Source organism: Burkholderia sp. R-40, from assembly GCF_049942845.1.
Taxonomy (GTDB): domain Bacteria; phylum Pseudomonadota; class Gammaproteobacteria; order Burkholderiales; family Burkholderiaceae; genus Burkholderia; species Burkholderia ambifaria.
In genome coordinates, this window is the sequence record NZ_CP187967.1 from 689,008 (window position 1) to 711,474 (window position 22,467).

A 22,467-nucleotide genomic window follows, 5' to 3' on the forward strand; every position below is an offset into this window, starting at 1 on the left:
TCGATAAAGATGGCGTCACCCCATTCACTCACCCGGAGACGCCTCCATGTCCACCTCAGTCATCGCCGCGCTGCAGATCGGCGCATCGCCCGCCGGCACGCGCGCCACGCTCGACACGATCCTCGGCTACGAAACCGCGATCCGCGACAGCGGCGCGTCGCTCGTCGTGCTGCCCGAGGCCGTGCTCGGCGGCTATCCGAAAGGCGAGAGCTTCGGCACGCGGCTCGGCTATCGGTTGCCCGAAGGCCGCGACGCGTATGCGCGCTACGCCGCGCAGGCGATCGACGTGCCGGGGCCCGAAACCGACGAACTGGCCGCGCTGTCGCAGCGCACGGGCGCGAGCCTCGTGGTCGGCGTGATCGAGCGCGGCGGCAGCACGCTGTACTGCACGGCGCTGTTCTTCGACCCGCGCGACGGGCTTGTCGCGAAGCACCGCAAGCTGATGCCGACCGGCACCGAGCGGCTGATCTGGGGGCAGGGCGACGGCTCGACGCTCCCGGTGGTCGACACGGCCGCGGGCCGCGCGGGTGCCGCGATCTGCTGGGAGAACCACATGCCGCTGCTGCGCTGCGCGATGTATGCGAAAGGCGTGCAGATCTGGTGTGCGCCGACCGTCGACGAGCGCGACCTGTGGCAAAGCTCGATGAGGCACATCGCGCACGAGGGGCGCTGCTTCGTCGTGAGCGCTTGCCAGGTGCAGCCGTCGCCGCGCGCGCTCGGCATCGACGTGCCGGGCTGGGATCCCGAGCGGCCGCTGATCCGCGGCGGCAGCGTGATCGTCGGGCCGCTCGGCGACCTGCTGACGGAGCCGCTGATCGGCGAGGCCGGCCTCGTGACCGCGCGCATCGATACCGACGAACTCGTGCGTGCGCGCTACGACTTCGACGTGGTCGGGCACTATGCGCGCGCCGACGTGTTTTCGCTGCACGTCGACGAGCGGCCGAAGCGGCCGGTGGTGTTCGAGGGCTGACGGGCGTTGCCGGGGGCGCCCACGTCCCGGCGCTCGAATGGCGGCTGGGCCGGCGGGGCTGCATCCGGCTGCCGCCGCGCGCGCGTCAGCGCGTCAGCGCATCGGCGCTTCCGCGATCCGCATGTAGTCGGCGATCCGCCGGCCTTCCATGTCTGGAAACTGCTCGTGCACGGTGATGTCGCCCATGCGCGCGATGTCGAAGGTGCGGAAGTCGCCGCGCAGTTCGCACCACGCGCCGATCGTCCAGCGTCCGCCCCAGTAGACGAGCCCGAGCGGCCACACGCGGCGCCGCGTGTGCGCGCCGAGCCGGTCGCGGTAGTCGAAGCTGACGATGTGGTGCGTGTCGACCGCCTGGTGGATCGCGTCGACCTTCGCACAGAACGTCTCGTCGATGTGGAACGACGGCGCGAACACCGGCAGGCGGTCGAGCGCCGTGCGCTTGTCGGCCGGCATCGCCGATGCGATCTTCGCGAGCGCCGAGCGTGCGCCACCCGCGAAGCGTGCGCCGCCCCAGGTCTCGAGCATCCGCGCGCCGACCGCGAGCGCCGCGAGTTCCTCGGCAGTGAACGTCAGCGGCGGCAGGCTCGCGTTGCGGTTCAGCCGGTAGCCGATGCCGGCTTCGCCTTCGATCGGCACCCCTGACAGTTGCAGGTCGCGCACGTCGCGATAGACCGTGCGCGGCGACACCGACAGCCAGTCGGCGAGCTGCTGCGCGGTCGTGAGACGCCGCCCGCGCAGCAGCTCGGCGATCTGGAACAGACGGTCGGCACGGCGCGTCATGGGTGCACCTCGACTCCAACGGCGACGGGAATTTCGCGATGATAGCGCCGCGCCGGCAGGATCGTGGACGCGCTCAGTGGCATTTCGGCGCGTGCAGGCCGACGCGGTTGCCTTCGGTATCGATCAGGTAGCCGATGTAGCCGTAGTTGTTCGGCAGCTCGACGACCGAGCCCTGCACGACGCCCCCCGCGCGCTTCGCGCGTTCGAGCGCCGCGACGACCGACTCGCCGGCGTTCAGATACACGAGCACGCCGTTCGCGCTCGGCTTCATCTGCTGCGGATCGAACACGATGCTGCCGCCCGTGCTCGACGCTTCGTGATCGAACATGGCCATCGGCACGCCGCCGATGACTTCGCGCTGCAGCGTCGTTTGCAGCACGGTTTCGTAGAAACGGATCGCCCGGTCGAAATCGAGGGACGGGATGTCGAACCACGCGATCGCACGTTCGAGGGTTGCAGTTGCAGTTGCGGACGTCATGACGAGTTCCTTGTGTTGTTCGGGTTGTTAATGGAAACCAGCCTTGCATTGCGCCGGGATTGCAGTGTGATCGGAGGCTGCTGACAGCGTGCTGTCAGTAGTCATGGCGGTGCTGACGAAAGGTCGCTTCGCCGGCGTCCCGGCCGGGCGGCACCGTATGGGACGGGCGGATCGAAGGGCACATCGAAGCGCGCCGGGCGCGGCCCCGCATGCCTCCGCGCCCCGCAACGAAAAACGCCCGGCGGATGCCGGGCGTCGTCAGGGTGTCAGCAGGCGGCCGCAGCGGCCGCTTCGCGTGTCAGGCGTCGCCTTCCGGCGCGGCCGGGCGTGCCTTCACGCTGCCGGCGATCAGGTCGAAGCGGAACAGCCGGCATTCGAGCGCGCCGTTGAACAGCGGCGTCTTCGCCGATTCGCGCAGCCGCAGCATGCCCGGCAGCGAACGGTCCGAGGTCAGCAGGAACGCCTGCCAGCCGGTGAAGCGCTGCTTGAGCGCATCGCCGAGCGCATTGAAGAACTCGCTGTCCGGCGCGTCGGTGTGGGTGCGGCGGAATGCGTCGTCGTTGTCGCGGTTGCGGCCGGTCTCGCGTACCTCGCCGCGCGCACTGCGGCCGCGTACCTCGATCCGCTCGCCGTACGGCGGGTTCGCGAGGATGATGCCCGGGCCGTCGCACGGCGGCGTCATGCCGCGCGCGTCGACCTGCTTGAGCCACACCGACGGCACGCCCGCGCGCTCGAGGTTCGCGCGCGCCTTCTCGAGCATGTCGCCGGAGATGTCGCTGCCGTACACGCCGAGCGCCTCGCGCTTGCCGCGCGCCGCGCGCTTCGCGTCGAGCGCCGGGACCTTCAGGCCCTGCCATGCGGTGATGTCGTACTGCTTGAGCTTTTCGAAGCCGAAACGGCGCTCGACGCCCGGCGCGACGCCGAGCGCGATCTGCGCGGCTTCCGCGAGGAACGTGCCGCTGCCGCACATCGGGTCGTACAGCGGGGTGCCGGGCGTCCAGCCCGTCAGGCGCAGGATGCCGGCCGCGAGGTTCTCGCGCAGCGGCGCCGCGCCCTTGTCGAGACGCCAGCCGCGCTTGAACAGCGGCTCGCCCGACGTATCGAGGTACAGCGTGCACTCGGTGGCCGTCAGGAACGCGAACACGCGCACGTCCGGCGCGCCGGTGTCGATGCTCGGCCGCGAGCCCGTCTTCTCGCGCAACCGGTCGCAGATCGCGTCCTTCACGCGCAGCGTCGCGAATTCGAGGCTCTTCAGCGGCGACTTGATCGCGGTGATGTCGACGCGCAGCGTCTGCGTCGACGCGAACCAGCGTTCCCACGGCTGCTCGAGCGCGAGCGCGTAGACGTCCTGTTCGTTACGGTACGGGCGGTGCGCGATCTTCAGCAGGATCCGGCTCGCAATCCGCGAATGGAGGTTCGCGGCCATGCCGGCGGCCCAGCCGCCGCGGAAATGAACGCCGCCCGGCACCTGCGCGCCCGCGGTGAACGGCGCGCCGTCCAGATGGCGGCCGGCGATTTCGGCCAGCTCGGCGGCAAGCACCGCTTCGAGGCCGCGCGGGCAGGGAGCGAAGAATTCGTACAGGGTGGGCGAGGACATAAGGCGGGTGAGGGCGTGCAAAAGTCCACCATTGTACGCGGCGTGGGCGGCCGCGGCCGGTGTTGCGTCCGATTCGGGGCACCGGCGCGCGTGCGCCGGCCGCGCCCGCGGGCCGGGCAGCCTGCGCGGCGGCGCCCTGGCGGGGCGCCGCGCTACCGTCGCGCGGTCAGTGCGAGTCCGGCTGGCCGGCCCGCGCGGCCGGGGCGCCGGCCGGCCAGAACAGCGCGGACGGCTTCGACAGCACCGTGCGGATAATCGCGCCGACCAGCGCGCGCACCTTGGCGCGGCGCAGGCTGCGCGAGCGCACGGCCATCGTGAACGCAAGCGCGAAGCTCACGAGCACGTTGAGGATCGCCATGCTCAGCACGCCGGCGCAGGCCCACCACAGCTCCGGCGTACTCAGCGCGTCCTTGCCGAGCACGCCGAGCGCGATCCCGATCGAGCCGGCCGACAGCGTCACGTGCCGCACCTCGAACGGGAACAGGAACACCGTGACGATCGCCGGGACCAGGCCGAGCATCAGGCCGAGGCCGACGTTCGCGACCACGCCCGCGACGTTCGACCGGCAGAAATGCGCGAGCTTCGCGGCGCCCGAGGCGCCGAGCGTGAGCCGCAGCCGGCGGTTGTACGTGAGCGCGTCGCCGACCCGGTGCAGCACGAACCAGTTGTCGGCCCAGCCCGCGAGCAGGCTCGACGACCACAGCAGCACGCCCGTGAGCGCGGCATAGAACGGCGTCGGGCCCAGCAGCGAGAACGAATGCAGCGTGGCGTGCGCCTTTTCCGGCGAGATCAGGTTGCCGTGCAGCAGGTGGCTCGCGAACAACTGCACGAGCAGGCACACGGGCAGCACGACGAGCACGTTGCCGGAGATCGCCGCCGCCTGCGTGCGGATCAGCGCGATCACCGACGCGACGAACGCCTTCACGCCTTCGTCGTGACCGGTTTCGTCGAGCTCGCGCGCGAGCGTCGGCGCGGTCATCGCGGGTTGCTTGGTCGCGAGCGTGAAGTGCAGGAAGTGCATCAGCATGAAGCTCGCCGCGTAGTTGATGCCCGCGAGCAGCCCTTCGAGCATCGACTGGAGATGCGCGCCGGTGATCGCGAACTTCACGCACACGGTCACGACGGTGACGAGGCCGCCGCCCGCGGCCATCCGCAGCATCTTCAGGTATTCGGCGCGGCCGCGCGAGATGTAGTGCTCGCCGGTGTCCGCGTTGGTCTCGACCAGCTTGCGCGCGAACAGCGAGAAGTTGCTGCGCACGAGGTGCGACACGCTCTGGCTGTTCTGGTTCGCGTCGACGAGCTCGGCCGTCAGGCGCGCCATCCCGCGCAGGTCGTCGCGCGCCATCCACGCGTTGAGCAGCGTTTCGGCGCGCAGGATGCGCATGCGCATCCGCTCGACCTGGAACACGATGTCGACCGACACGCCGTTGCGGTACAGGTGCGTGAACACGTCGTCGACCGCGGTCCGGCATTCGTCGAGCAGCACGCGCAGGTAGTTCACCTCGTGCAGCAGCTTGCTCGGATCGCCGCCGTCCTCGACGGCCGCGTGCGCGGTCTCGACCGCGAGCATCGCGCGCGTGAGGCGGTAGAACGGCTGCGTTTCGAGCGGCTTGCGCGCGTCGTCGTCGGACAGGCGGCTGCGCACCGTCTGCGACAGGCCGGTCGAGCTGATCTGGCAAGTCAGGTTGTGCAGCGCGGCCAGCAGGTCGCGCGAGAACGAGCCGGGCTCGTGGCGTTCTTCGTCGGTGACGTCGTACGAATTCAGGTCGGCGAGGCGGGCGAGCAGGTCGTCGGGCAGCGCGTCGATCCATTGCGCGTCTTCCGGCGCCGGGAACATCAGCGTGAACAGCGCGCTCAGCTCGCGGCGGTTCGGCGCGGGCGGGATCAGCGACGAGTCGATCCGCTCGAACAGCGCGCCGAAGAAGCCGGAATGCACCGGCATCCCCGCGTCGCACAGCAGCGAGATGCCGTCGCATTCGCGCAGGATCCCGCGCAGGATGCGCGCCGCGTGCGATTTCCACACGGGATTGCGGTCGAGCACGTGGAACAGGTAGCGCAGCCGCGCGTGTGCCGGATACGTGCGCGTGTCGGCGTCGTGCGCGGCCGTCGCGTCCGGCGCGGGCTGCACCGCGCCGTTGCGGCGCAGCCAGTGCGCGAGCTCGATCAGCCATTCGCTGCGCTCGGCGTACGACGCGTCCGCGTCGGCATGCGCGAGCAGCGCGTCGAGCTGGTGGCCCGTACTGCGCGACGCGCGCCACTTCTTGATCAGGGTCGTCAGGGAACGAAACATAAACGGAATAGCGAAAGCCCTGGACGGGCGGGTTCGGGGTGCCGGCCGGGAACACGGCACGGCGCCGGGGGAACGGTAAGGCTGGTCAGGTGGCCGGAAATACGCGGCGACCCGCGATGCGGCTGCCCCGATGCGGTGCACGCGGTTCGCGCGCGGGCGCCCGGGAGACGCGGCGACCGCACCGAACAGGGGCGGATCGCCGCCGGCTGGCGCGCACGACAGGCGGCGCGAGCCGGAAAGTGCGTAGGATCGTCAATCGGGCGCGAAAACGCAAGCCGACCGAATGGCCTGGCGCCGGTTCCGGCGGATTTTGACAAACAGTGCAAAGCGGCCGTCCGGCCGATGGATGATGCGCGGGGGCGGCTGCATCGGCGATGGCGGCGGCGGCGCGTGCGCGGCGGCACGCACGCGGATCGCCGCCGACGGGCGCTATCGGGCGGCGCGTGCCGAATCCGGTGGCAGGTGCGAATCCACCGGACGCCGGCCCGCGCGCCGCACGCTTACGCGCCGGACTTCCCGCCCGCGCCCGCGTCGCCGCCTGGCGTCGGATTGGCCGGGCAGGGCAGCACGGGCGCGGCGGCCGTTGCCTTGGCCGACGCGGTCCGGGTGGCCGTCGCCGTCGCCATCGCATCGCGCTGCGCGGCCATCGCGCGCACGCCGGCCGCTGCCTGCGACGCAATCACGTCGAGCGCGCGCCGGTGGCCGGCGACGAGCGCGTCGTAGCCATCGCCGACCGGTTCCGCGACGCTCGTGCGGCACGTCATCACCGCCTGCGTGCCGAGCGCGCGCACGCTCCACACCGCATCGATCGCCGCCCGCTTGCCGGGCCACGAATCGAAGCGCTGCAGGTTCACGCTGATCCGATAGACGGGCACGCCGACCGGGTACGCGGAATTCACGACGTCGATCGTGTCGAGCTGCGTGGCGAGATCGTCGGACAGCGCGCGGCGGATCTCGTCGGCGGGCGGCGCGGCCCAGCGCTCCTGTTCGAGCACGTCGACCTGCGCGCCATTCTTCTGCACGACGAGCTGGTTCTTCGCGACCTGTTCGGGCACGCCGACGGACGGCACCTCGATCAGGAACGGCGGGTTGGCCGGCGCGGTGCGCACGGTGGCCGTGGCGCCGGCCGGGCTCAGCGTGTAGAACCGCGCGGGCGGCGAGCTGCACGCGGCGAGCGCGAGCACGGCGACAGCCGCCGCCGCGCCGCTCGCGAAACCGTTCACGCGTGTCGTCATTGTTGATCTCCTGGCTTGCCCTTGAGCAGCGATTCGGGGTGGCGCTCCAGATAGTCGGCGAGCGCGTTCAGGGATTGCAGCGTGCGCGTGAGCTCCTTCAGCGCGCCGCGCACGTCGGACTGCAGCGGCGAATCCTGCTGCAGCGTCGCCTGGGCGGTCGAGAAGGTCTGCTGCGCGGCCGACAGCGTGTCGCGCGCTTGCGGCGCGATCTGCGTGTCGAGCTGCTTGAACAGCTTGTCAGCGTTCGACAGCGCGCTGTTCAGATTCGCGCCGATCTGGTCGAACGGCACCTTGTCGAGCTTCTTCGCGATGTCGGCGACCTGCAGCTGCAGCTCGTCGAGCGTGTTCGGCACCGTCGGCAGCTCGAGCGGCTGGCGGGTGGTGTCGATTTTCGCGGGGGGCGCCTTCGGGAAGAAGTCGAGCGCGACGTACAGCTGGCTCGTCAGCAGGTTGCCGGTGCGCAGCTGGCCGCGCAGTCCGTGCTTGACGAGGCGCTCGACGATGTCGCGGCGGGCCGGTTCGCCCTGGCTCTCGATCGTTTCGCGGAACCGCCGGCCAAGCCGCTCCGGATACACGTTCATCGTGACCGGCATCAGGAAGTTCTTGGTCTTCGGATCGTAGTCGATGCCGATGTTCGTCACTTCGCCGAGCACGATGCCGCGGAAGTCGACCGGCGCGCCCACGGCGAGCCCGCGCAGCGACTGGTTGAAGTTCATCACGACCTGCAGCGGCTGGCCGTCCGGATCGCGCATCGCGTCGCCCTCGTCGGAGCCGAGGCGGAAGGTCGTGTTGTTCGGCGCGGTCGCGCCCGTGCCCTGGTTCGGCGGCGTCTGGAACGCGATGCCGCCGAGGATCACCGTCGCGAGCGACTGCGTGTTCAGCTTCAGGCCGCTCGAATCGAGCCGCAGATCGACCCCGCTCGCCTGCCACCAGCGCGAGTTCACGCCGACGTACTGGTCGTACGGTGCATTGACGAACACGTTGAAGGTGACGCCCGTGCCGTCCTTGTCGAGGGAGAAGCCGACCACCTGCCCGACCTGCACGCGGCGGTAGTAGACGGGCGAGCCGATGTCGACCGAGCCGAGCGAATCGCCGCGCAGCACGTACTGCGTGCCCTTCTGGTCGCCGGTCACGGCCGGCGGGGATTCGAGCCCGGTGAAGTCGGTCTGCGTGTCCTGCCCGTGGCCGCCGTCGACGCCGATGTACGCGCCCGACAGCAGCGTGCCGAGCCCCGACACGCCGGTCGCGCCGACGCGCGGACGCACGATCCAGAAGCGCGAGCCCTTGACCGCGAAGTCCTCGGCTTCCTTCTTCAATTGCACCTGGACGAGCACGCGCGACAGGTCTTTCGACAGCTTGATCGTCTTGACCATGCCGATCTCGACGTCCTTGTACTTGACCTGCGTCTTGCCCGGCTCGAGGCCTTCCGCGCTGTGGAAGCTGATCGAGATTTCCGGGCCGCGTTCGCGCACGGACTTGACGACGAGGCCGATGCCGATCAGCGCGGCGATCAGCGGCACGAGCCAGACGAGCGACGGCAGCCAGCCGCTTTTCGTCGAGATCGACGGGTCGGGCGGCCGGGACGCGTCGTGCTGCGGGCCTTGCGGACTATTCATGGTGTTTCCCTGAGGTTTCGACTGGATCCCAGATCAGACGGGGATCGAACTGCATCGACGCGAGCATCGTCAGGATCACGACCGAGCCGAACGCGAGTGCGCCGGGGCCGGCCGTGATGACGGCGAGCGAACGGAAATGGACGAGCGCGACGGTCAGCGTCACGACGAAGATGTCGAGCATCGACCAGCGGCCGATCCGCTCGACGATCCGGTACAGCAGCGTGCGCTGCAGCGGTCGCCACGTGGTGCGGCGCTGCGAACTGATCACGAGGATCAGCAGCACGCCGAGCTTGAGCATCGGCACGAGAATGCTGGCGACGAACACGACGACGGCGAGCGGCCAGTCGCCCGACGTCCAGAAATAGATGACGCCGCTCATGATCGTGTCTTCCTGCGAGCCGACGATCGACGACGTGCGCATGATCGGCAGCAGGTTCGCCGGGATATAGAGGATCGCGGCCGCGAGCAGCAGCGCCCAGGTGCGCATGATGCTGTCCGGCGTACGGAAATGGAGCCTGCTGCCGCAGCGCGCGCAACGCGCATGCGGATGATCGATCGTCTGCACCAGCCCGCATGCGTGACAGCTGGCATAGCCCTCGCGGGCCGCGTTCGGCGTCGTCATCGGCGGGGGTCTTGCGGCGGCGCGGCGCCGTCGGGCTGCCCGGGCGCGCGGCCGGCGCGCAGGTCGTCGGCGATGTCCCACAGCGTGCGCGGATCGAACATCAGCACGACGGCCGTCATCAGCGTGAGCGCGCCGAACGCGAACAGCGCGGCGTCGGGCACGACGCGCGCGAGGCTCACCATCTTCACGATCGTCACGACGATGCCGAGCATGAGTACCTCGATCATCCCCCACGGCCGCACGAGCTGGATCGTGCGCAGCACCAGGTTGAGGCCGGGCGGCACGACGCCGCGGCGGATCGGCAGCAGCACGTAAAGCAGCGCGGCCATCTCGACGAGCGGAAACAGCACGGTCGAGCAGAACACCATGACGCCGACGACTTCCATGCCCTGGTGCCACAGCGACTCGATCGCGCCGAGCAAGGTGGTTTGCACGCGCGTGCCGTTCAGGTCCATCTCGAGGATCGGGAAGGTCTGCGCGATGATGAACGTGACCAGGGCCGCGACCGCGAGCGCGCTGATGCGTTCGATCTGCGTGGTGCTGTTGCGGTAGAGCAGCGCGTCGCAGCGCGGGCAGCGCGCGATTTCGCGACCGCTCAGGCGCGGTTTATGCAACAGTGCGTCGCATTCGTGGCAGGCAATCAGGTCGTATCGTTGCATGGAGGAGGCGGTTGCGTGACGGCGGAAACGTGTGCCGACGGGGCCGGAAGCCGCGCCAATCTTACCAAAACGGCCTTTTCGGCGCGTCAACGTTCCGTTATCGGGTGACCGATCGGTAACATGGCATCAACATGGCGGCCGGCTGGCGCGCCTGTCCTCAGAGTCCGCGCAGCACAAAAGGTTGCGGTAGCATGGCGGCCGTGGCAAGCGTCGGACGAATTTACCGGCGCGGCCGTTCGCTCAACTGAGGAAACCAAGATGGCATCGAATTCGCTGCCGGCCCGGCCGGCACGTTACACGCAGACCGCGATCGCGCTGCATTGGCTGATCGCGCTGCTGATCGTCTGCGGCTTCGCGCTCGGCTGGGTGATGACGGACATCCCCGGTTTCACGCCGACCAAGCTGAAGTATTTCTCGTGGCACAAGTGGATCGGCGTGACGGCGTTCGCGCTGGCGGTCGTGCGCGTGCTGTGGCGTGCGACCCATGCGTCGCCGGCGCTGCCGGGCAATACGCCGGCATGGCAGCGGGCGGCGTCGCACGGCGTGCACATCCTGCTGTACGTGCTGATGCTCGTGATCCCGGTGACCGGCTACCTGTACAGCTCGGCGTCGAACATCCCGGTCGTCTACCTCGGCATCGTGCCGTTGCCGCGCCTGATCGACCCCGATCCGGTGTTGAAGGAAACGTTCAAGACGCTTCACGTGTCTTTGAATTACATTCTGCTTGCGCTCGTTTCGCTGCACGTGCTCGCGGCGCTCAAGCACCAGGTGTTGGACCGCGACGGCCTGCTGTCGCGGATGCTTCCCTTTGCCAAATGAAGGATCCCATGAAAGTGTCTTTCTCCCGCTCCATGCTGACCGCGTTCGCCGCGGCGGCACTTGTCGCGTCGGGCGCGGCGCATGCCGACGTCGATCTCGCGAAGAGCAAGGTGTCCGCCGTGTCGAAGCAGATGAACGTGCCGACCGAAGGCGCATTCAAGAAGTTCTCCGCGCAGGTGAAGTTCGACCCGGCGAAGGCCGCGCAGGGCAGCGCGCAGATGTCGATCGACATCGCGAGCTTCGACCTTGGCGACAAGATGTACAACGACCAGGTCGCGGGCAAGGACTGGTTCGACGCGAAGACGTATCCGCAGGCGACCTTCGCGTCGTCGGCGATCGCGCCGGCGGGCGGCAACAAGTACAACGTGACCGGCAAGCTGACGATCAAGGGCAAGTCCGAGACCGTCACGGTGCCCGTCACTGTCTCGCAGAACGGCGCGACGCAGACCTTCGACGGCGTGCTGCCGATCAAGCGTTCGGCGTTCAACGTCGGCACCGGCGAGTGGAAGGACACGTCGATCGTCGCCGACGAAGTGCAGATCAAGTTCCATCTCGTCGCCACGAAGTAAACGGCGCGCTGTTGCATTACCCGAATGCCGCGCGAGGGCGCGGCGCTGTTCACAGGAGAATGAGTTTGAAAAAGCATCTGATCATCGCCGCCGGCGCATTGGCCGCCTCGCTGTCGTTCTCGGCATTCGCCGACACCGCGACGTACCAGTTCGACCCGAGCCACACGTACCCGAGCTTCGAGGCCGACCACTTCGGCGGCCTGTCGGTCTGGCGCGGCAAGTTCGATAAGTCGAGCGGCACCGTGACGCTCGACCGCGCGGCGAAGACCGGTACGGTCGACGTGACGACCGACATCGCGTCGATCCACACGGGCAGCACGAAGCTCGACGAGCACCTGCAGACGGGCGAATTCTTCGACGCCGCCAAGTTCCCGCAGGCGAACTACAAAGGCACGATCAAGTTCGACGGCGACAAGCCCGTGTCGGTGGTCGGCAACCTGACGCTGCATGGCGTCACGAAGCCGGTCACGCTGAAGATCGATTCGTTCAAGTGCATGCCGCACCCGATGCTCAAGCGTGAAGTGTGCGGCGTCGACGCGATCGGCGAATTCAGCCGCGACGATTTCGGCCTCGACTACGGCAAGCAATACGGCTTCAAGATGAAGACGAAGCTGCTGATCACGGCCGAAGCCGTCAAGCAGCAGTAACGCGCCCGGCGGCACCGGCCGCCGCGTTGCGTGTACACCGCCGCGCCCCCGTTCCCGGGGTCGCGGCGGTTTTTTTTGCGCGCCTATAATCGTCGGCACAGCTCGCGGCGCGGGAACGGCGCGTCGGACAGAACGTACAACGACAAGGAGATCGCCGATGCACGCCGTCACGCAGTCCAGCTCCATTGCCTCGTCGCCGCGCGTGTGGCGCGCGGTGGTCGCCGCATCGATCGGCAACGCGCTCGAGTGGTTCGACCTCGTCGTCTACGGCTTCTTCGCGGTCACGATCTCGAAGCTGTTCTTTCCGGCCGGCAACGACACCGTGTCGCTGCTGCTTACGCTCGGCACGTTCGGCGTGTCGTTCTTCATGCGTCCGCTCGGCGCGATCGTGCTCGGCGCTTATGCCGACCGCGCGGGCCGCAAGGCCGCGCTCACGCTGTCGATCCTGCTGATGATGGCCGGTACGCTCGTCATCGCGGTGCTGCCGACCTACGGGACGATCGGCGTCGCGGCGCCGCTGATCCTCGTCGCCGCACGGCTGATGCAGGGTTTCTCGGCGGGCGGCGAATTCGGCAGCGCGACCGCGTTCCTGGCCGAGCACGTGCCGGGGCGGCGCGGCTTCTTCGCGAGCTGGCAGGTCGCGAGCCAGGGCCTCACGACACTGCTTGCCGCCGGTTTCGGCACCGTGCTGAACGCGCAGCTCACGGCCGACCAGATGGCCGCGTGGGGCTGGCGCATTCCGTTCTTCTTCGGGCTGCTGCTCGGGCCCGTCGCGTACTACATCCGCTCGAAGGTCGACGAGACGCCCGAATTCCTCGCGGCCGAAAGCACCGCGACCCCGTTGCGCGACACGTTCGCGTCGCACAAGGCGCGGCTCGTCGCCGCGATGGGCGTGGTCGTGCTCGGCACCGTCGCGACCTATCTCGTGCTGTTCATGCCGACCTACGGCGTGAAGCAGCTCGGCCTCGCGCCGTCGGCCGCGTTCGCGGCGATCCTCGTCGTCGGCGTGATCCAGATGGCGTTCGCGCCGCTCGTCGGCCATTGGTCGGATCGCTACGGCCGCGTGCGCGTGATGATCGCGCCGGCGCTCGGCATTCTCGTGCTGATCTATCCGGCATTCGCGTACCTGGTCGCGCATCCGGGCTTCGGCACGCTGATCGCGCTGCAGGTGCTGCTCGCGTTCCTGATGACCGGCTATTTCGCGGCGTTGCCGGGCCTGTTGTCGGAAGTGTTTCCGGTGCAGACGCGCACGACCGGAATGTCGCTCGCGTATAACGTCGCGGTGACGATCTTCGGCGGCTTCGGGCCGTTCATCATCGCGTGGCTGATCCGCGCGACCGGGATGAAGACCGCGCCGAGCTTCTACCTGATGTTCGCGGCCGTGCTGAGCCTCGCGGCGCTGTTCGTGCTGCGGCGGCGGTTCGGGTTTCGGTGAAGTGGCGGTGACGCGGGTGGAGGGTGGACCGCCGCGTGCATGAAAAAAGGCCGGTCCAACAGGACCGGCCTTCTAGTATCAGCCGAAACGGCGCGGGCTCAAACCTGCGCGCCCGCGTTCGGATCGTCCGGATCGTGCGCGCCTTTCTTTTCCTTGATCAGGTCTTCGCGCTTGATGCCGAGCCACATCGCGAGCGAGCCCGCGACGAACACCGACGAGTAGATGCCGAACATGATGCCGACCGTCAGCGCGAGCGCGAAGTAGTGCAGCGTCGGGCCGCCGAAGAAGAACATCGACAGCACCATCATTTCCGTCGACGTGTGCGTGATGATCGTGCGCGACATCGTCGTCGTGATCGCGTGGTTGATCACTTCCGACACGCTCATCCTGCGTTCGCGGCGGAACGTTTCGCGGATCCGGTCGAAGATGACGACCGACTCGTTGACCGAGTAGCCGAGCACCGCGAGGATCGCCGCGAGCACCGCCAGCGAGAACTCCCACTGGAAGAACGCGAAGAAGCCGAGAATGATCACGACGTCGTGCAGGTTCGCGATGATGCCGGCGACCGCGTACTTCCATTCGAAGCGGATCGACAGGTAGATCACGATGCCGATCACGACGCACGCGAGCGCGAGGAGACCGTCGGTCGCGAGCTCGCGGCCGACCTGCGGGCCGACGAACTCGACGCGCTGCAGCGACACGTCGGGGCTCTGCGCCTTCAGTGCGGTCATCACCTGATCGCTCTGCTGCGCGGACGTGAGGCCTTCCTTCAGCTGCAGGCGGATCAGCACGTTGCGCGACGTGCCGAAGTTCTGCACCTGCGCATCGGCGTAGCCGAGCTTGCCGAGCGTCGCGCGCACGGGTTCGAGCTGCGCGGCCTGCTGATACTGGACCTCGATCACCGTACCGCCGGTGAATTCGACGGACAGGTGCAGCCCGCGGTGGAACAGGAAGAACACGGCGGCGAGGAACGTGACCAGCGAGATCACGTTGAACACCAGCGCGTGCCGCATGAACGGAATGTCTTTACGGATGCGGAAAAATTCCATGGCTTCGTCTCCGGGGCCTTATTGGGTCGAGCCCGGTTTCTTCGGCGACACGCCTTGCTGCGCGCGGTTGCGCAGCTGCGGCTTGCCGGCGCGCGGGGCGTTGCCCTTCGCGGGGGCGGCGAGCTTCGCGGCGCGCACGGTGTCGGTCGATTCGTCGGCCGCGGTGAACGACGCGCCGGCCGCGGCGCCTTCCGGCCTCCACACCTGGCCGATCGCGAGCGACTTCAGTTTCTTGCGGCCGCCGTACCAGAGGTTGACGAGCCCGCGCGAGAAGAACACCGCGGAGAACATCGACGTCAGGATGCCGAGGCAGTGCACGATCGCGAACGCGCGAACCGGGCCCGAGCCGAACGCGAGCAGCGCGAGGCCGGCGATCAGCGTCGTGACGTTCGAGTCGAGAATCGTCGCCCACGCATGCGCGTAGCCGGACTGGATCGCGAGCTGCGGCGGCTGGCCGGCGCGCAGTTCTTCACGCACGCGCTCGTTGATCAGCACGTTCGAGTCGATCGCCATGCCGAGCGCGAGCGCGATTGCCGCGATACCCGGCAGCGTCAGCGTCGCCTGCATCAACGACAGCACCGCGACGAGCAGCAGCAGGTTCACCGACAGGCCGATCACCGAGATCACGCCGAACAGCATGTAGTACGCGACCATGAACACGGCGATCGCGCAGAAGCCCCAGATCACCGAGTGGACGCCCATCTTGATGTTGTCCGCGCCGAGGCTCGGGCCGATTGTGCGTTCCTCGATGATGTCCATCGGCGCGGCGAGCGAACCGGCGCGCAGCAGCAGCGCGAGATCGGCCGCTGCCTGCGGCGTCGGCTGGCCCGTGATCTGGAAGCGGTCGCCGAGCTCGGACTGGATCGTCGCGACCGTCAGCACTTCGCCCTTGCCCTTCTCGAACAGCACCATCGCCATCGGCTTGCCGATGTTCTCGCGCGACACCGCGCGCACCGAGCGGCCGCCCGCCGAGTCGAGGCGGATGTTGACCGACGGACGCTGGTGTTCGTCGAAGCCGGCCGACGCATCGATGATGCGGTCGCCGGTGAAGATTACTTCCTTCTTCAGCAGCACGGGCGCCTGGTTGCCCTGCGTGAACAGCTCCTCGCCCGGCGGCACGGGGTCGTTCGGGTTCGGGTGCGTGTTGATCGGATCGGCGAGGCGCGCCTCGAGCGTCGCGGTGCGGCCGATGATGTCCTTCGCCTTCGCGGTGTCCTGCACGCCCGGCAGCTCGACGACGATACGGTCGCTGCCCTGCTGCTGCAGGATCGGCTCGGACACGCCGAGTTCGTTCACGCGGTTGTGGAGCGTCGTCAGGTTCTGCTTGAGCGCGGCGTCCTCGACGGACTTCTGCACGGCCGGCGTGAACGTGCCGACGACCTGCGTGCCGCCGCCGCCGGGCTGGGTCGCCCATTGCAGTTCGGTGACGGAGGCAGCGAGCACCTTGCGGGCGTCTTCGGCCGTTTGCGCATCGCTGAAGTTGACGACGACGGACTGGTCGACGCGGCTCACGCCGCCGTCGCGGATGTTCCGGTCGCGCAGCAGCGCGCGTGCGTCGGATGCGTCGGAGTCGAGCTTCTTCGTCAGCGCGCCCGTCATGTCGACCTGGAGCAGGAAGTGGACACCGCCGCGCAGGTCGAGGCCGAGATACATCGGCAGCGCGTGCAATGCGGTCAGCCAGCGCGGCGACGCGCTCTGCAGGTTCAGTGCGACGACGTACTGCGGATCGTTCGGGTCGGCGTTCAGCGATTTCTGCAGCAGGTCCTTGACGCGCAGCTGCGTATCGGTGTCCTTCAGGCGCACGCGGATGTTCGCGTTGGACGCCGTGTTCTCGAAGGTGACGTCGTCCGGCTTGATCTGCGCGGACGCGAGCGCGGATTCGACCTGGGTCAGCGTGGTCGAGTCGAGCTTGACCGTGGCCTTGCCGCTCGACACCTGCACCGCCGGCGCTTCGCCGAAGAAGTTGGGCAATGTGTACAGAAAGCCGATGGCGAGCGCCACGACCATCACGACATATTTCCAGAGTGGATAACGATTCATGAGGGGGCCGAACGGGTGGTTGGCGTGAAAGCGTCGCGTCCGGCGCCGCGTCGGCCCGCTCTCTCAGGCGGGCACGGCGCGGGGAGCCGGACGCTCGGTAAAAGCCTTACAGCGAGCCTTACAGCGACTTGATCGTGCCCTTCGGCAGAATGGTCGTGACGGCGGCCTTCTGCACGGTGATTTCGGTGCCTTCGGCGATTTCGACGCCGATGTAGCCTTCGGTGACCTTCGTCACCTTGCCGACGAGGCCGCCGCTCGTGACGACTTCGTCGCCCTTCGCCATGGCCGCGAGCATGTTGCGGTGTTCCTTCTGACGCTTCATCTGCGGACGGATCATGATGAAGTACAGCACCGCGAACATCAGGATGAGCGGCAGGAAGCTCATCAGGCTCGATTCGGCGCCACCGGCGCCTTGCGCGAAGGCATTGGAAATGAACGGCACGTTGGTCTCTCCGTAGGGGAAGATCGAAAAATAAGCCGGTTATTCTACCACCGGCCCCATGCGCAAACGGCGCGGGAAATGCGCTTTCGGATCAAGCTGTTAAAGCATGAACCCGCACCGTTGCAACTTGTTTGGAAAGGCAATTGTAATGTTTCGCGGTCGCGACCGGCACCTGGAACGCGTTATTTAGTACGTGTCCGATGTGACAGGCGGCGGCGCGGGCAGCGGGGCGGGCAGCGGCGCGGGCAGCCGGCCGCGTCAGTCGACCCCTCTCGCACGATCCTCCGCGAAGCGCTGGCGGAACGCGTCGAACGTATGGGTTTCGATCGCGTCGCGGATCTCGCCCATCAGCTGCAGGTAGTAGTGCAGGTTGTGGATCGTGTTGAGCTGCGCGCCGAGGATTTCGCCGACACGGTGCAGGTGATGCAGGTAGCCGCGCGAGAAGTTCTGGCACGTGTAGCAGCCGCAGCTCGCATCGAGCGGCTTCAGCGAGTTCTTGTGCGTCGCGTTGCGGATCTTCACGTCGCCGAAGCGCGTGAACAGCCAGCCGTTGCGCGCGTTGCGGGTCGGCATCACGCAGTCGAACATGTCGATGCCGTTCGCGACGCCCTCGACCAGGTCTTCCGGCGTGCCGACGCCCATCAGGTAGTGCGGCTTGTTGGCCGGCAGCTTCGGGCCGACGTGCCGCAGCACGCGCATCATGTCTTCCTTCGGCTCGCCGACCGACAGCCCGCCGATCGCGAGGCCGTGGAAGCCGAGCTCGGACAGGCCTGCGAGCGATTCGTCGCGCAGGTCCTCGAACATCCCGCCCTGGACGATCCCGAAGAGGGCGTTCGGATTGCCGAGCCGGTCGAACTCGTCGAGCGAGCGCTTCGCCCAGCGCAGCGACATGCGCATCGAGTCGGCCGCTTCCTTGTGCGTCGTCGGCACGCCGTTGGTCGCGTACGGCGTGCATTCGTCGAACTGCATCACGATGTCGGAGTTCAGCACCTTCTGGATCTGCATCGACACTTCCGGCGACAGGAACAGCTTGTCGCCGTTGATCGGCGACGCGAACGTGACGCCGTCCTCGGTGATCTTGCGCAGGTCGCCGAGCGAGAACACCTGGAAGCCGCCCGAGTCGGTCAGGATCGGCTTGTTCCAGCCCATGAAGCCGTGCAGGCCGCCGTGCGCGTCGATCGTGTCGAGGCCCGGGCGCAGCCACAGGTGGAACGTGTTGCCGAGGATGATCTGGGCCTTGATCTCGTGCAGCTCGCGCGGCTGGATCGCCTTCACGGTGCCGTACGTGCCGACCGGCATGAAGATCGGCGTCTCGACCACGCCGTGGTTGAGCTTCACGCGGCCGCGGCGTGCATGGCCGTCGGTCGTCAGCAGTTCGAATTCGAGCCCGTTGGCCGGGCGTTCCTGCACGGGCGCGTGCGTATCGTGGGATGAACCTTCGGTCATCGCGTCATTCTCCTTGCCACCGGAAAACAGTCCGGCGCATGTTGGACAGGCCGCCGGGAATCCGGCGGCAGGAAAAGCGGGTGCGGGCCAGCGTGGCGCGCACAGCGGGAAATCGCAGGTGCGACGGGCATGCGGTGCGAAACCGTCGCGCCCGCCGCGCTTATGCTTGGGGCGCCTCCGGCGTGTCGCGCCGCGTGAGCAGCATCGCGTCGCCGTAGCTGAAGAAGCGGTAGCGTTGGTCGATCGCGTGCCGGTAGGCGGCGCGGATCGTCTCGACGCCCGCGAACGCGGACACCAGCATCAGCAGCGTCGACTTCGGCAGGTGGAAGTTCGTGACGAGCCGGTCGACGACCCGGAAGCGGTAGCCGGGCGTGATGAAGATGTCGGTTTCGGCCTGCGTCGCCGCGAGCGGGCGGCCCGCTTCGTCGGCGCTGCGCGCCGCGGCTTCGAGCGCGCGCATCGACGTCGTGCCGACCGCGATTACGTTGCCGCCGCGCGCGCGCGTGGCGGCGATCTTGTCGACGAGCGACTGCGGCAGGTCGTACCACTCGCTGTGCATCCGGTGCTCGGCGATGTTCTCGACGCGCACCGGCTGGAACGTGCCGGCGCCCACGTGCAGCGTCAGCGTCGCGCGCTCGACGCCCATCGCGTCGAGCTTCTCGAGCAGCGGCAGGTCGAAATGGAGCCCGGCGGTGGGCGCCGCGACCGCGCCCGGGTTGCTCGCATAGACGGTCTGGTAGCGCGTCTCGTCGTTCGCGTCGGCGTCGTGCTCGATGTACGGCGGCAGCGGCAGGCGGCCGTGCTGCTCGATCAGCGTGAGGCACGGCTGCGGGAAGTGCAGCGTGAAGAACGGTTCGACGCGCTCGCCGACCGTCACGTCGAACGCGTCGGCGAGGCGCAGCGTCGTGCCGGCGCCCGGCGACTTGCTCGCGCGGATCTGCGCGAGCGCCGTATGCGTGCCGGTCACGCGCTCGATCAGCACCTCGATCTTGCCGCCGCTGGCCTTCTGGCCGAAGAAACGCGCCTTCAGCACCCTGGTATCGTTGAACACGAGCAGGTCGCCGGGCGCGATGCACGACGGCAGCTCGGCGAAGTTGCGGTCGACGAGGCGCGCGGGCTCGACGGTGCGGTCGACCTCGAGCAGGCGGCTCGCGGTGCGCTCGGGCAGCGCGGTTTGCGCAATCAGCTCGGGCGGCAGATTGAAATCGAAATCGGAAAGCGTGAACATGCGGGCTGGTTCGAAACGGCCGGCGGGCGCCGCCCACAAGGCGGAAACGCATGAATGGGGCGCGCAAGCCGCTATGATGGCGGGATGCGCGGCCTGGCCGGCGTCGTTCGTTCGGACGACGTGAAAGCCGCTATTGTACTTGCCTTGCGAAGCACCCAGACGATCCGATGCCTGTGTCACCACGCCGTTCCTCCGCTGCCATTGCCGATTCCGCCGATCCGTTCGACGCGGACGATGCCGCGTTACCCGCGCGAAGCGCGGGGGAGCGCGACTCCGACGCGCGCGCGGCGCCGAAGCGCGCGGGCCCGAAGCGCGGCGCCGACGGGCGGCTCGCGCAACCGGCCGCCGCCGCGCCCGACGTCGAACCGGGCGCCGGCAGCGACGAAGCGGGCGTTGCGGCGGCGTCGGGCGCATCCGATGCATCCGGCGCGAAGCGCAAGAAGAAGCCGGCCGCCGACAAACCCGTGAAGACCGCCGACAAGCTCGCGAAGCTCGGCCTCACGCGCTCGATCGATCTCGTGCTGCATCTGCCGATGCGCTACGAGGACGAAACCACGCTCACGCCGATCGGCGAACTGCTGCCGGGCGGCATCGCGCAGACCGAAGGCGTCGTGTTCGACAACGAGGTCGCGTACCGGCCGCGCCGCCAGCTCGTCGTGAAGATCCAGGACGACGACGGCGAGCAGCTCGTGCTGCGCTTCCTGAATTTCTACGGCTCGCAGGTCAAGCAGATGGCCGTCGGCCAGCGGCTGCGCGTGCGCGGCGATGTGCGCGGCGGCTTCTTCGGGATGGAGATGGTGCATCCGGCCGTGCGCGTGGTCGAAGCCGATGCGCCGCTGCCGCAGGTGCTCACGCCCGTCTATCCGAGCACGGCGGGCGTGTCGCAGGCGTATCTGCGCAAGGCGATCGAGAACGCGGTGGAGCGCACGCCGCTGCCCGAGCTGCTGCCGCCCGAGATCGAGCGCGACTACCTGAAGCCGCTCGGCGTGCCGACGCTCGCGCAGGCCGTGCGGATCCTGCATCACCCGGGCGTCGATTCCGACGAAGCCGCACTGATGGACGGCTCGCATCCGGCGTGGACGCGCATCAAGTTCGAGGAGCTGCTCGCGCAGCAGCTGTCGCTCAAGCGCGCGCACGAGGAGCGCCGCACGCGCACGGCGCCCGCGATGCCGCGCCGCGCCGCGACCGATGCCGACGCGCTGACGACGCGCCTCTACGCGGCGCTGCCGTTCACGCTGACGGGCGCGCAGGCGCGCGTCGTCGACGAGATCGCGCACGACCTCACGCTCCCGCACCCGATGCAGCGGCTGTTGCAGGGCGATGTCGGCAGCGGCAAGACGGTCGTCGCCGCGCTGGCCGCGACGCAGGCGATCGATGCCGGCTATCAGGCCGCGCTGATGGCGCCGACCGAAATCCTCGCGGAACAGCACGCCCGCAAGCTGCGCGCGTGGCTCGAGCCGCTCGGCGTGTCGGTCGCATGGCTCGCGGGCAGCCTGAAGGCGAAGGAGAAGCGCGCGGCGATCGAGGCCGCGGCGCTCGGCACCGCGCAGCTCGTGATCGGCACGCACGCGATCATCCAGGACACGGTCGAATTCGCGCGGCTCGGCCTCGTGATCGTCGACGAGCAGCACCGCTTCGGCGTCGAGCAGCGTCTCGCGCTGCGGGCGAAGGCCGCGAACGCGGCCAACGGCGCGCGCGATTTCCAGCCGCACCAGCTGATGATGTCGGCCACGCCGATCCCGCGCACGCTCGCGATGACGTATTACGCGGATCTCGAGGTGTCGACGATCGACGAGCTGCCGCCGGGCCGCACGCCGGTGCTGACGCGCCTCGTCGGCGACGCGCGGCGCGAGGAGGTGATCGCGCGCGTGCGCGAGGCCGCGCTGACCGGCCGCCAGGTGTACTGGGTGTGTCCGCTGATCGAGGAGAGCGAGACGCTGCAGTTGCAGACGGCCGTCGAAACCTACGAGACGCTGGCCGCGGCCCTGCCCGAGTTGAAGGTCGGGCTCGTGCACGGCAGGCTGTCGCCGGCCGACAAGGCGGCCGTGATGGAAGCCTTCACGCGCAACGAGGTGCAGTTGCTCGTCGCGACGACCGTGATCGAGGTCGGCGTCGACGTGCCGAACGCGTCGCTGATGGTGATCGAGCACGCGGAGCGCTTCGGCCTCGCGCAGCTGCACCAGTTGCGCGGCCGGGTCGGGCGCGGCACCGCGGCGTCGGTGTGCGTGCTGCTGTACACGGGCCCGCTGTCGCTCACCGGTCGCGAGCGGCTGAAGACGATGCGCGAGACGACCGACGGCTTCGAGATCGCGCGGCGCGACCTCGAGATCCGCGGCCCCGGCGAATTCCTCGGCGCGCGCCAGTCGGGCGCGGCGATGCTGCGCTTCGCGAACCTCGAGACCGACGGCTGGCTGATCGACCCGGCCCGCGACGCGGCGGCGCGACTGATCGCCGCGTATCCCGACGTGGTCACGCAGCATCTCGCCCGCTGGCTCGGCGCGCGGGAGCAATATCTGAAGGCGTGATCGACGCATTGAGGGCTGGA

The 22,467-nt window shown here is 68.5% G+C and carries 19 protein-coding genes; 6 read left to right on the plus strand and 13 right to left on the minus strand.

Annotated features, from left to right (window positions below; translation table 11 throughout):
• The first annotated feature begins 46 nt into the window (after positions 1-46).
• Positions 47-970 (plus strand): carbon-nitrogen hydrolase family protein, encoded by a 924-nt coding sequence (locus tag ACP26O_RS03200; RefSeq protein ID WP_166724772.1) that lies wholly within the window; start codon positions 47-49, stop codon positions 968-970.
• Positions 971-1,063: 93 nt separating this feature from the next.
• On the opposite strand, the gene ACP26O_RS03205 is transcribed toward ACP26O_RS03200, so the two are convergent.
• From ACP26O_RS03205 to ACP26O_RS03240, 8 genes are all read right to left on the minus strand, one after another.
• The gene (locus ACP26O_RS03205; protein ID WP_006751907.1) at positions 1,064-1,750 is read right to left on the minus strand and encodes a helix-turn-helix transcriptional regulator; all 687 of its coding nucleotides are present in this window, start codon (positions 1,748-1,750) and stop codon (positions 1,064-1,066) included.
• 73 nt (positions 1,751-1,823) lie between these two features.
• Entirely contained in the window at positions 1,824-2,228 is a 405-nt protein-coding gene (locus ACP26O_RS03210; protein ID WP_006751908.1) for a VOC family protein, read from the minus strand.
• A gap of 298 nt (positions 2,229-2,526) precedes the next feature.
• The gene (locus ACP26O_RS03215) at positions 2,527-3,825 is read right to left on the minus strand and encodes a THUMP domain-containing class I SAM-dependent RNA methyltransferase (protein WP_175665298.1); all 1,299 of its coding nucleotides are present in this window, start codon (positions 3,823-3,825) and stop codon (positions 2,527-2,529) included.
• 166 nt (positions 3,826-3,991) lie between these two features.
• Entirely contained in the window at positions 3,992-6,115 is a 2,124-nt protein-coding gene (locus ACP26O_RS03220) for a site-specific recombinase (protein ID WP_175665297.1), read from the minus strand.
• 500 nt (positions 6,116-6,615) lie between these two features.
• Positions 6,616-7,350: a PqiC family protein gene (locus tag ACP26O_RS03225; RefSeq protein WP_175665296.1), complete on the minus strand. Its 735-nt coding sequence runs from the start codon at positions 7,348-7,350 to the stop codon at positions 6,616-6,618.
• A complete protein-coding gene (locus ACP26O_RS03230) occupies positions 7,347-8,966 on the minus strand; it encodes an intermembrane transport protein PqiB (protein ID WP_011655999.1) in 1,620 nt (539 codons plus the stop codon). The genes ACP26O_RS03225 and ACP26O_RS03230 overlap by 4 nt, the downstream gene beginning before the upstream one ends.
• Positions 8,959-9,588 carry a paraquat-inducible protein A gene (locus ACP26O_RS03235; protein WP_012363120.1) on the minus strand — a complete coding sequence of 210 codons (630 nt, stop codon included), beginning with the start codon at positions 9,586-9,588 and terminating at the stop codon, positions 8,959-8,961. Before ACP26O_RS03235 ends, ACP26O_RS03230 begins: the two co-directional genes overlap by 8 nt.
• Positions 9,585-10,247 (minus strand): paraquat-inducible protein A, encoded by a 663-nt coding sequence (locus ACP26O_RS03240; RefSeq protein WP_175661495.1) that lies wholly within the window; start codon positions 10,245-10,247, stop codon positions 9,585-9,587. The genes ACP26O_RS03235 and ACP26O_RS03240 overlap by 4 nt, the downstream gene beginning before the upstream one ends.
• Before the next feature lie 258 nt (positions 10,248-10,505).
• Between ACP26O_RS03240 and ACP26O_RS03245 the strand changes: the two genes are divergently transcribed.
• From ACP26O_RS03245 to ACP26O_RS03260, 4 genes are all read left to right on the plus strand, one after another.
• Positions 10,506-11,066 carry a cytochrome b gene (locus ACP26O_RS03245; protein WP_175661494.1) on the plus strand — a complete coding sequence of 187 codons (561 nt, stop codon included), beginning with the start codon at positions 10,506-10,508 and terminating at the stop codon, positions 11,064-11,066.
• An 8-nt stretch (positions 11,067-11,074) separates the two neighbouring features.
• On the plus strand, positions 11,075-11,635 hold the full coding sequence (locus tag ACP26O_RS03250; protein WP_175665295.1) for a YceI family protein: 561 nt from the start codon (positions 11,075-11,077) through the stop codon (positions 11,633-11,635).
• A gap of 65 nt (positions 11,636-11,700) precedes the next feature.
• Entirely contained in the window at positions 11,701-12,282 is a 582-nt protein-coding gene (locus ACP26O_RS03255) for a YceI family protein (protein ID WP_041491319.1), read from the plus strand.
• Positions 12,283-12,439: 157 nt separating this feature from the next.
• Positions 12,440-13,717, plus strand: a complete 1,278-nt coding sequence (locus ACP26O_RS03260; RefSeq protein ID WP_165750895.1) for an MFS transporter — start codon at positions 12,440-12,442, stop codon at positions 13,715-13,717.
• 98 nt (positions 13,718-13,815) lie between these two features.
• Here the strand turns inward: ACP26O_RS03260 and secF are convergent, their stop codons facing one another.
• The 5 genes from secF to queA all read right to left on the minus strand — a co-directional run bounded on the left by secF (position 13,816) and on the right by queA (position 19,922).
• Positions 13,816-14,766 carry a protein translocase subunit SecF gene (gene secF, locus ACP26O_RS03265; protein WP_011656006.1) on the minus strand — a complete coding sequence of 317 codons (951 nt, stop codon included), beginning with the start codon at positions 14,764-14,766 and terminating at the stop codon, positions 13,816-13,818.
• Between the two features lie 18 nt (positions 14,767-14,784).
• Positions 14,785-16,806, minus strand: coding sequence for a protein translocase subunit SecD (gene secD, locus ACP26O_RS03270; protein ID WP_426356290.1), 2,022 nt, complete (start codon positions 16,804-16,806; stop codon positions 14,785-14,787).
• A gap of 118 nt (positions 16,807-16,924) precedes the next feature.
• A complete protein-coding gene (gene yajC / locus ACP26O_RS03275) occupies positions 16,925-17,248 on the minus strand; it encodes a preprotein translocase subunit YajC (RefSeq protein WP_006476868.1) in 324 nt (107 codons plus the stop codon).
• Positions 17,249-17,506: 258 nt separating this feature from the next.
• Positions 17,507-18,694, minus strand: a complete 1,188-nt coding sequence (gene tgt, locus ACP26O_RS03280) for a tRNA guanosine(34) transglycosylase Tgt (protein ID WP_011656008.1) — start codon at positions 18,692-18,694, stop codon at positions 17,507-17,509.
• Positions 18,695-18,854: 160 nt separating this feature from the next.
• Complete coding sequence (gene queA / locus ACP26O_RS03285; RefSeq protein ID WP_175665293.1) at positions 18,855-19,922, minus strand: tRNA preQ1(34) S-adenosylmethionine ribosyltransferase-isomerase QueA; 1,068 nt, start codon at positions 19,920-19,922, stop codon at positions 18,855-18,857.
• Positions 19,923-20,089: 167 nt separating this feature from the next.
• Here queA and recG point away from each other — a divergent pair, with 167 nt between their 5' ends.
• Positions 20,090-22,447, plus strand: a complete 2,358-nt coding sequence (gene recG, locus ACP26O_RS03290; protein WP_175665292.1) for an ATP-dependent DNA helicase RecG — start codon at positions 20,090-20,092, stop codon at positions 22,445-22,447.
• The last annotated feature ends 20 nt before the right edge of the window (positions 22,448-22,467 follow it).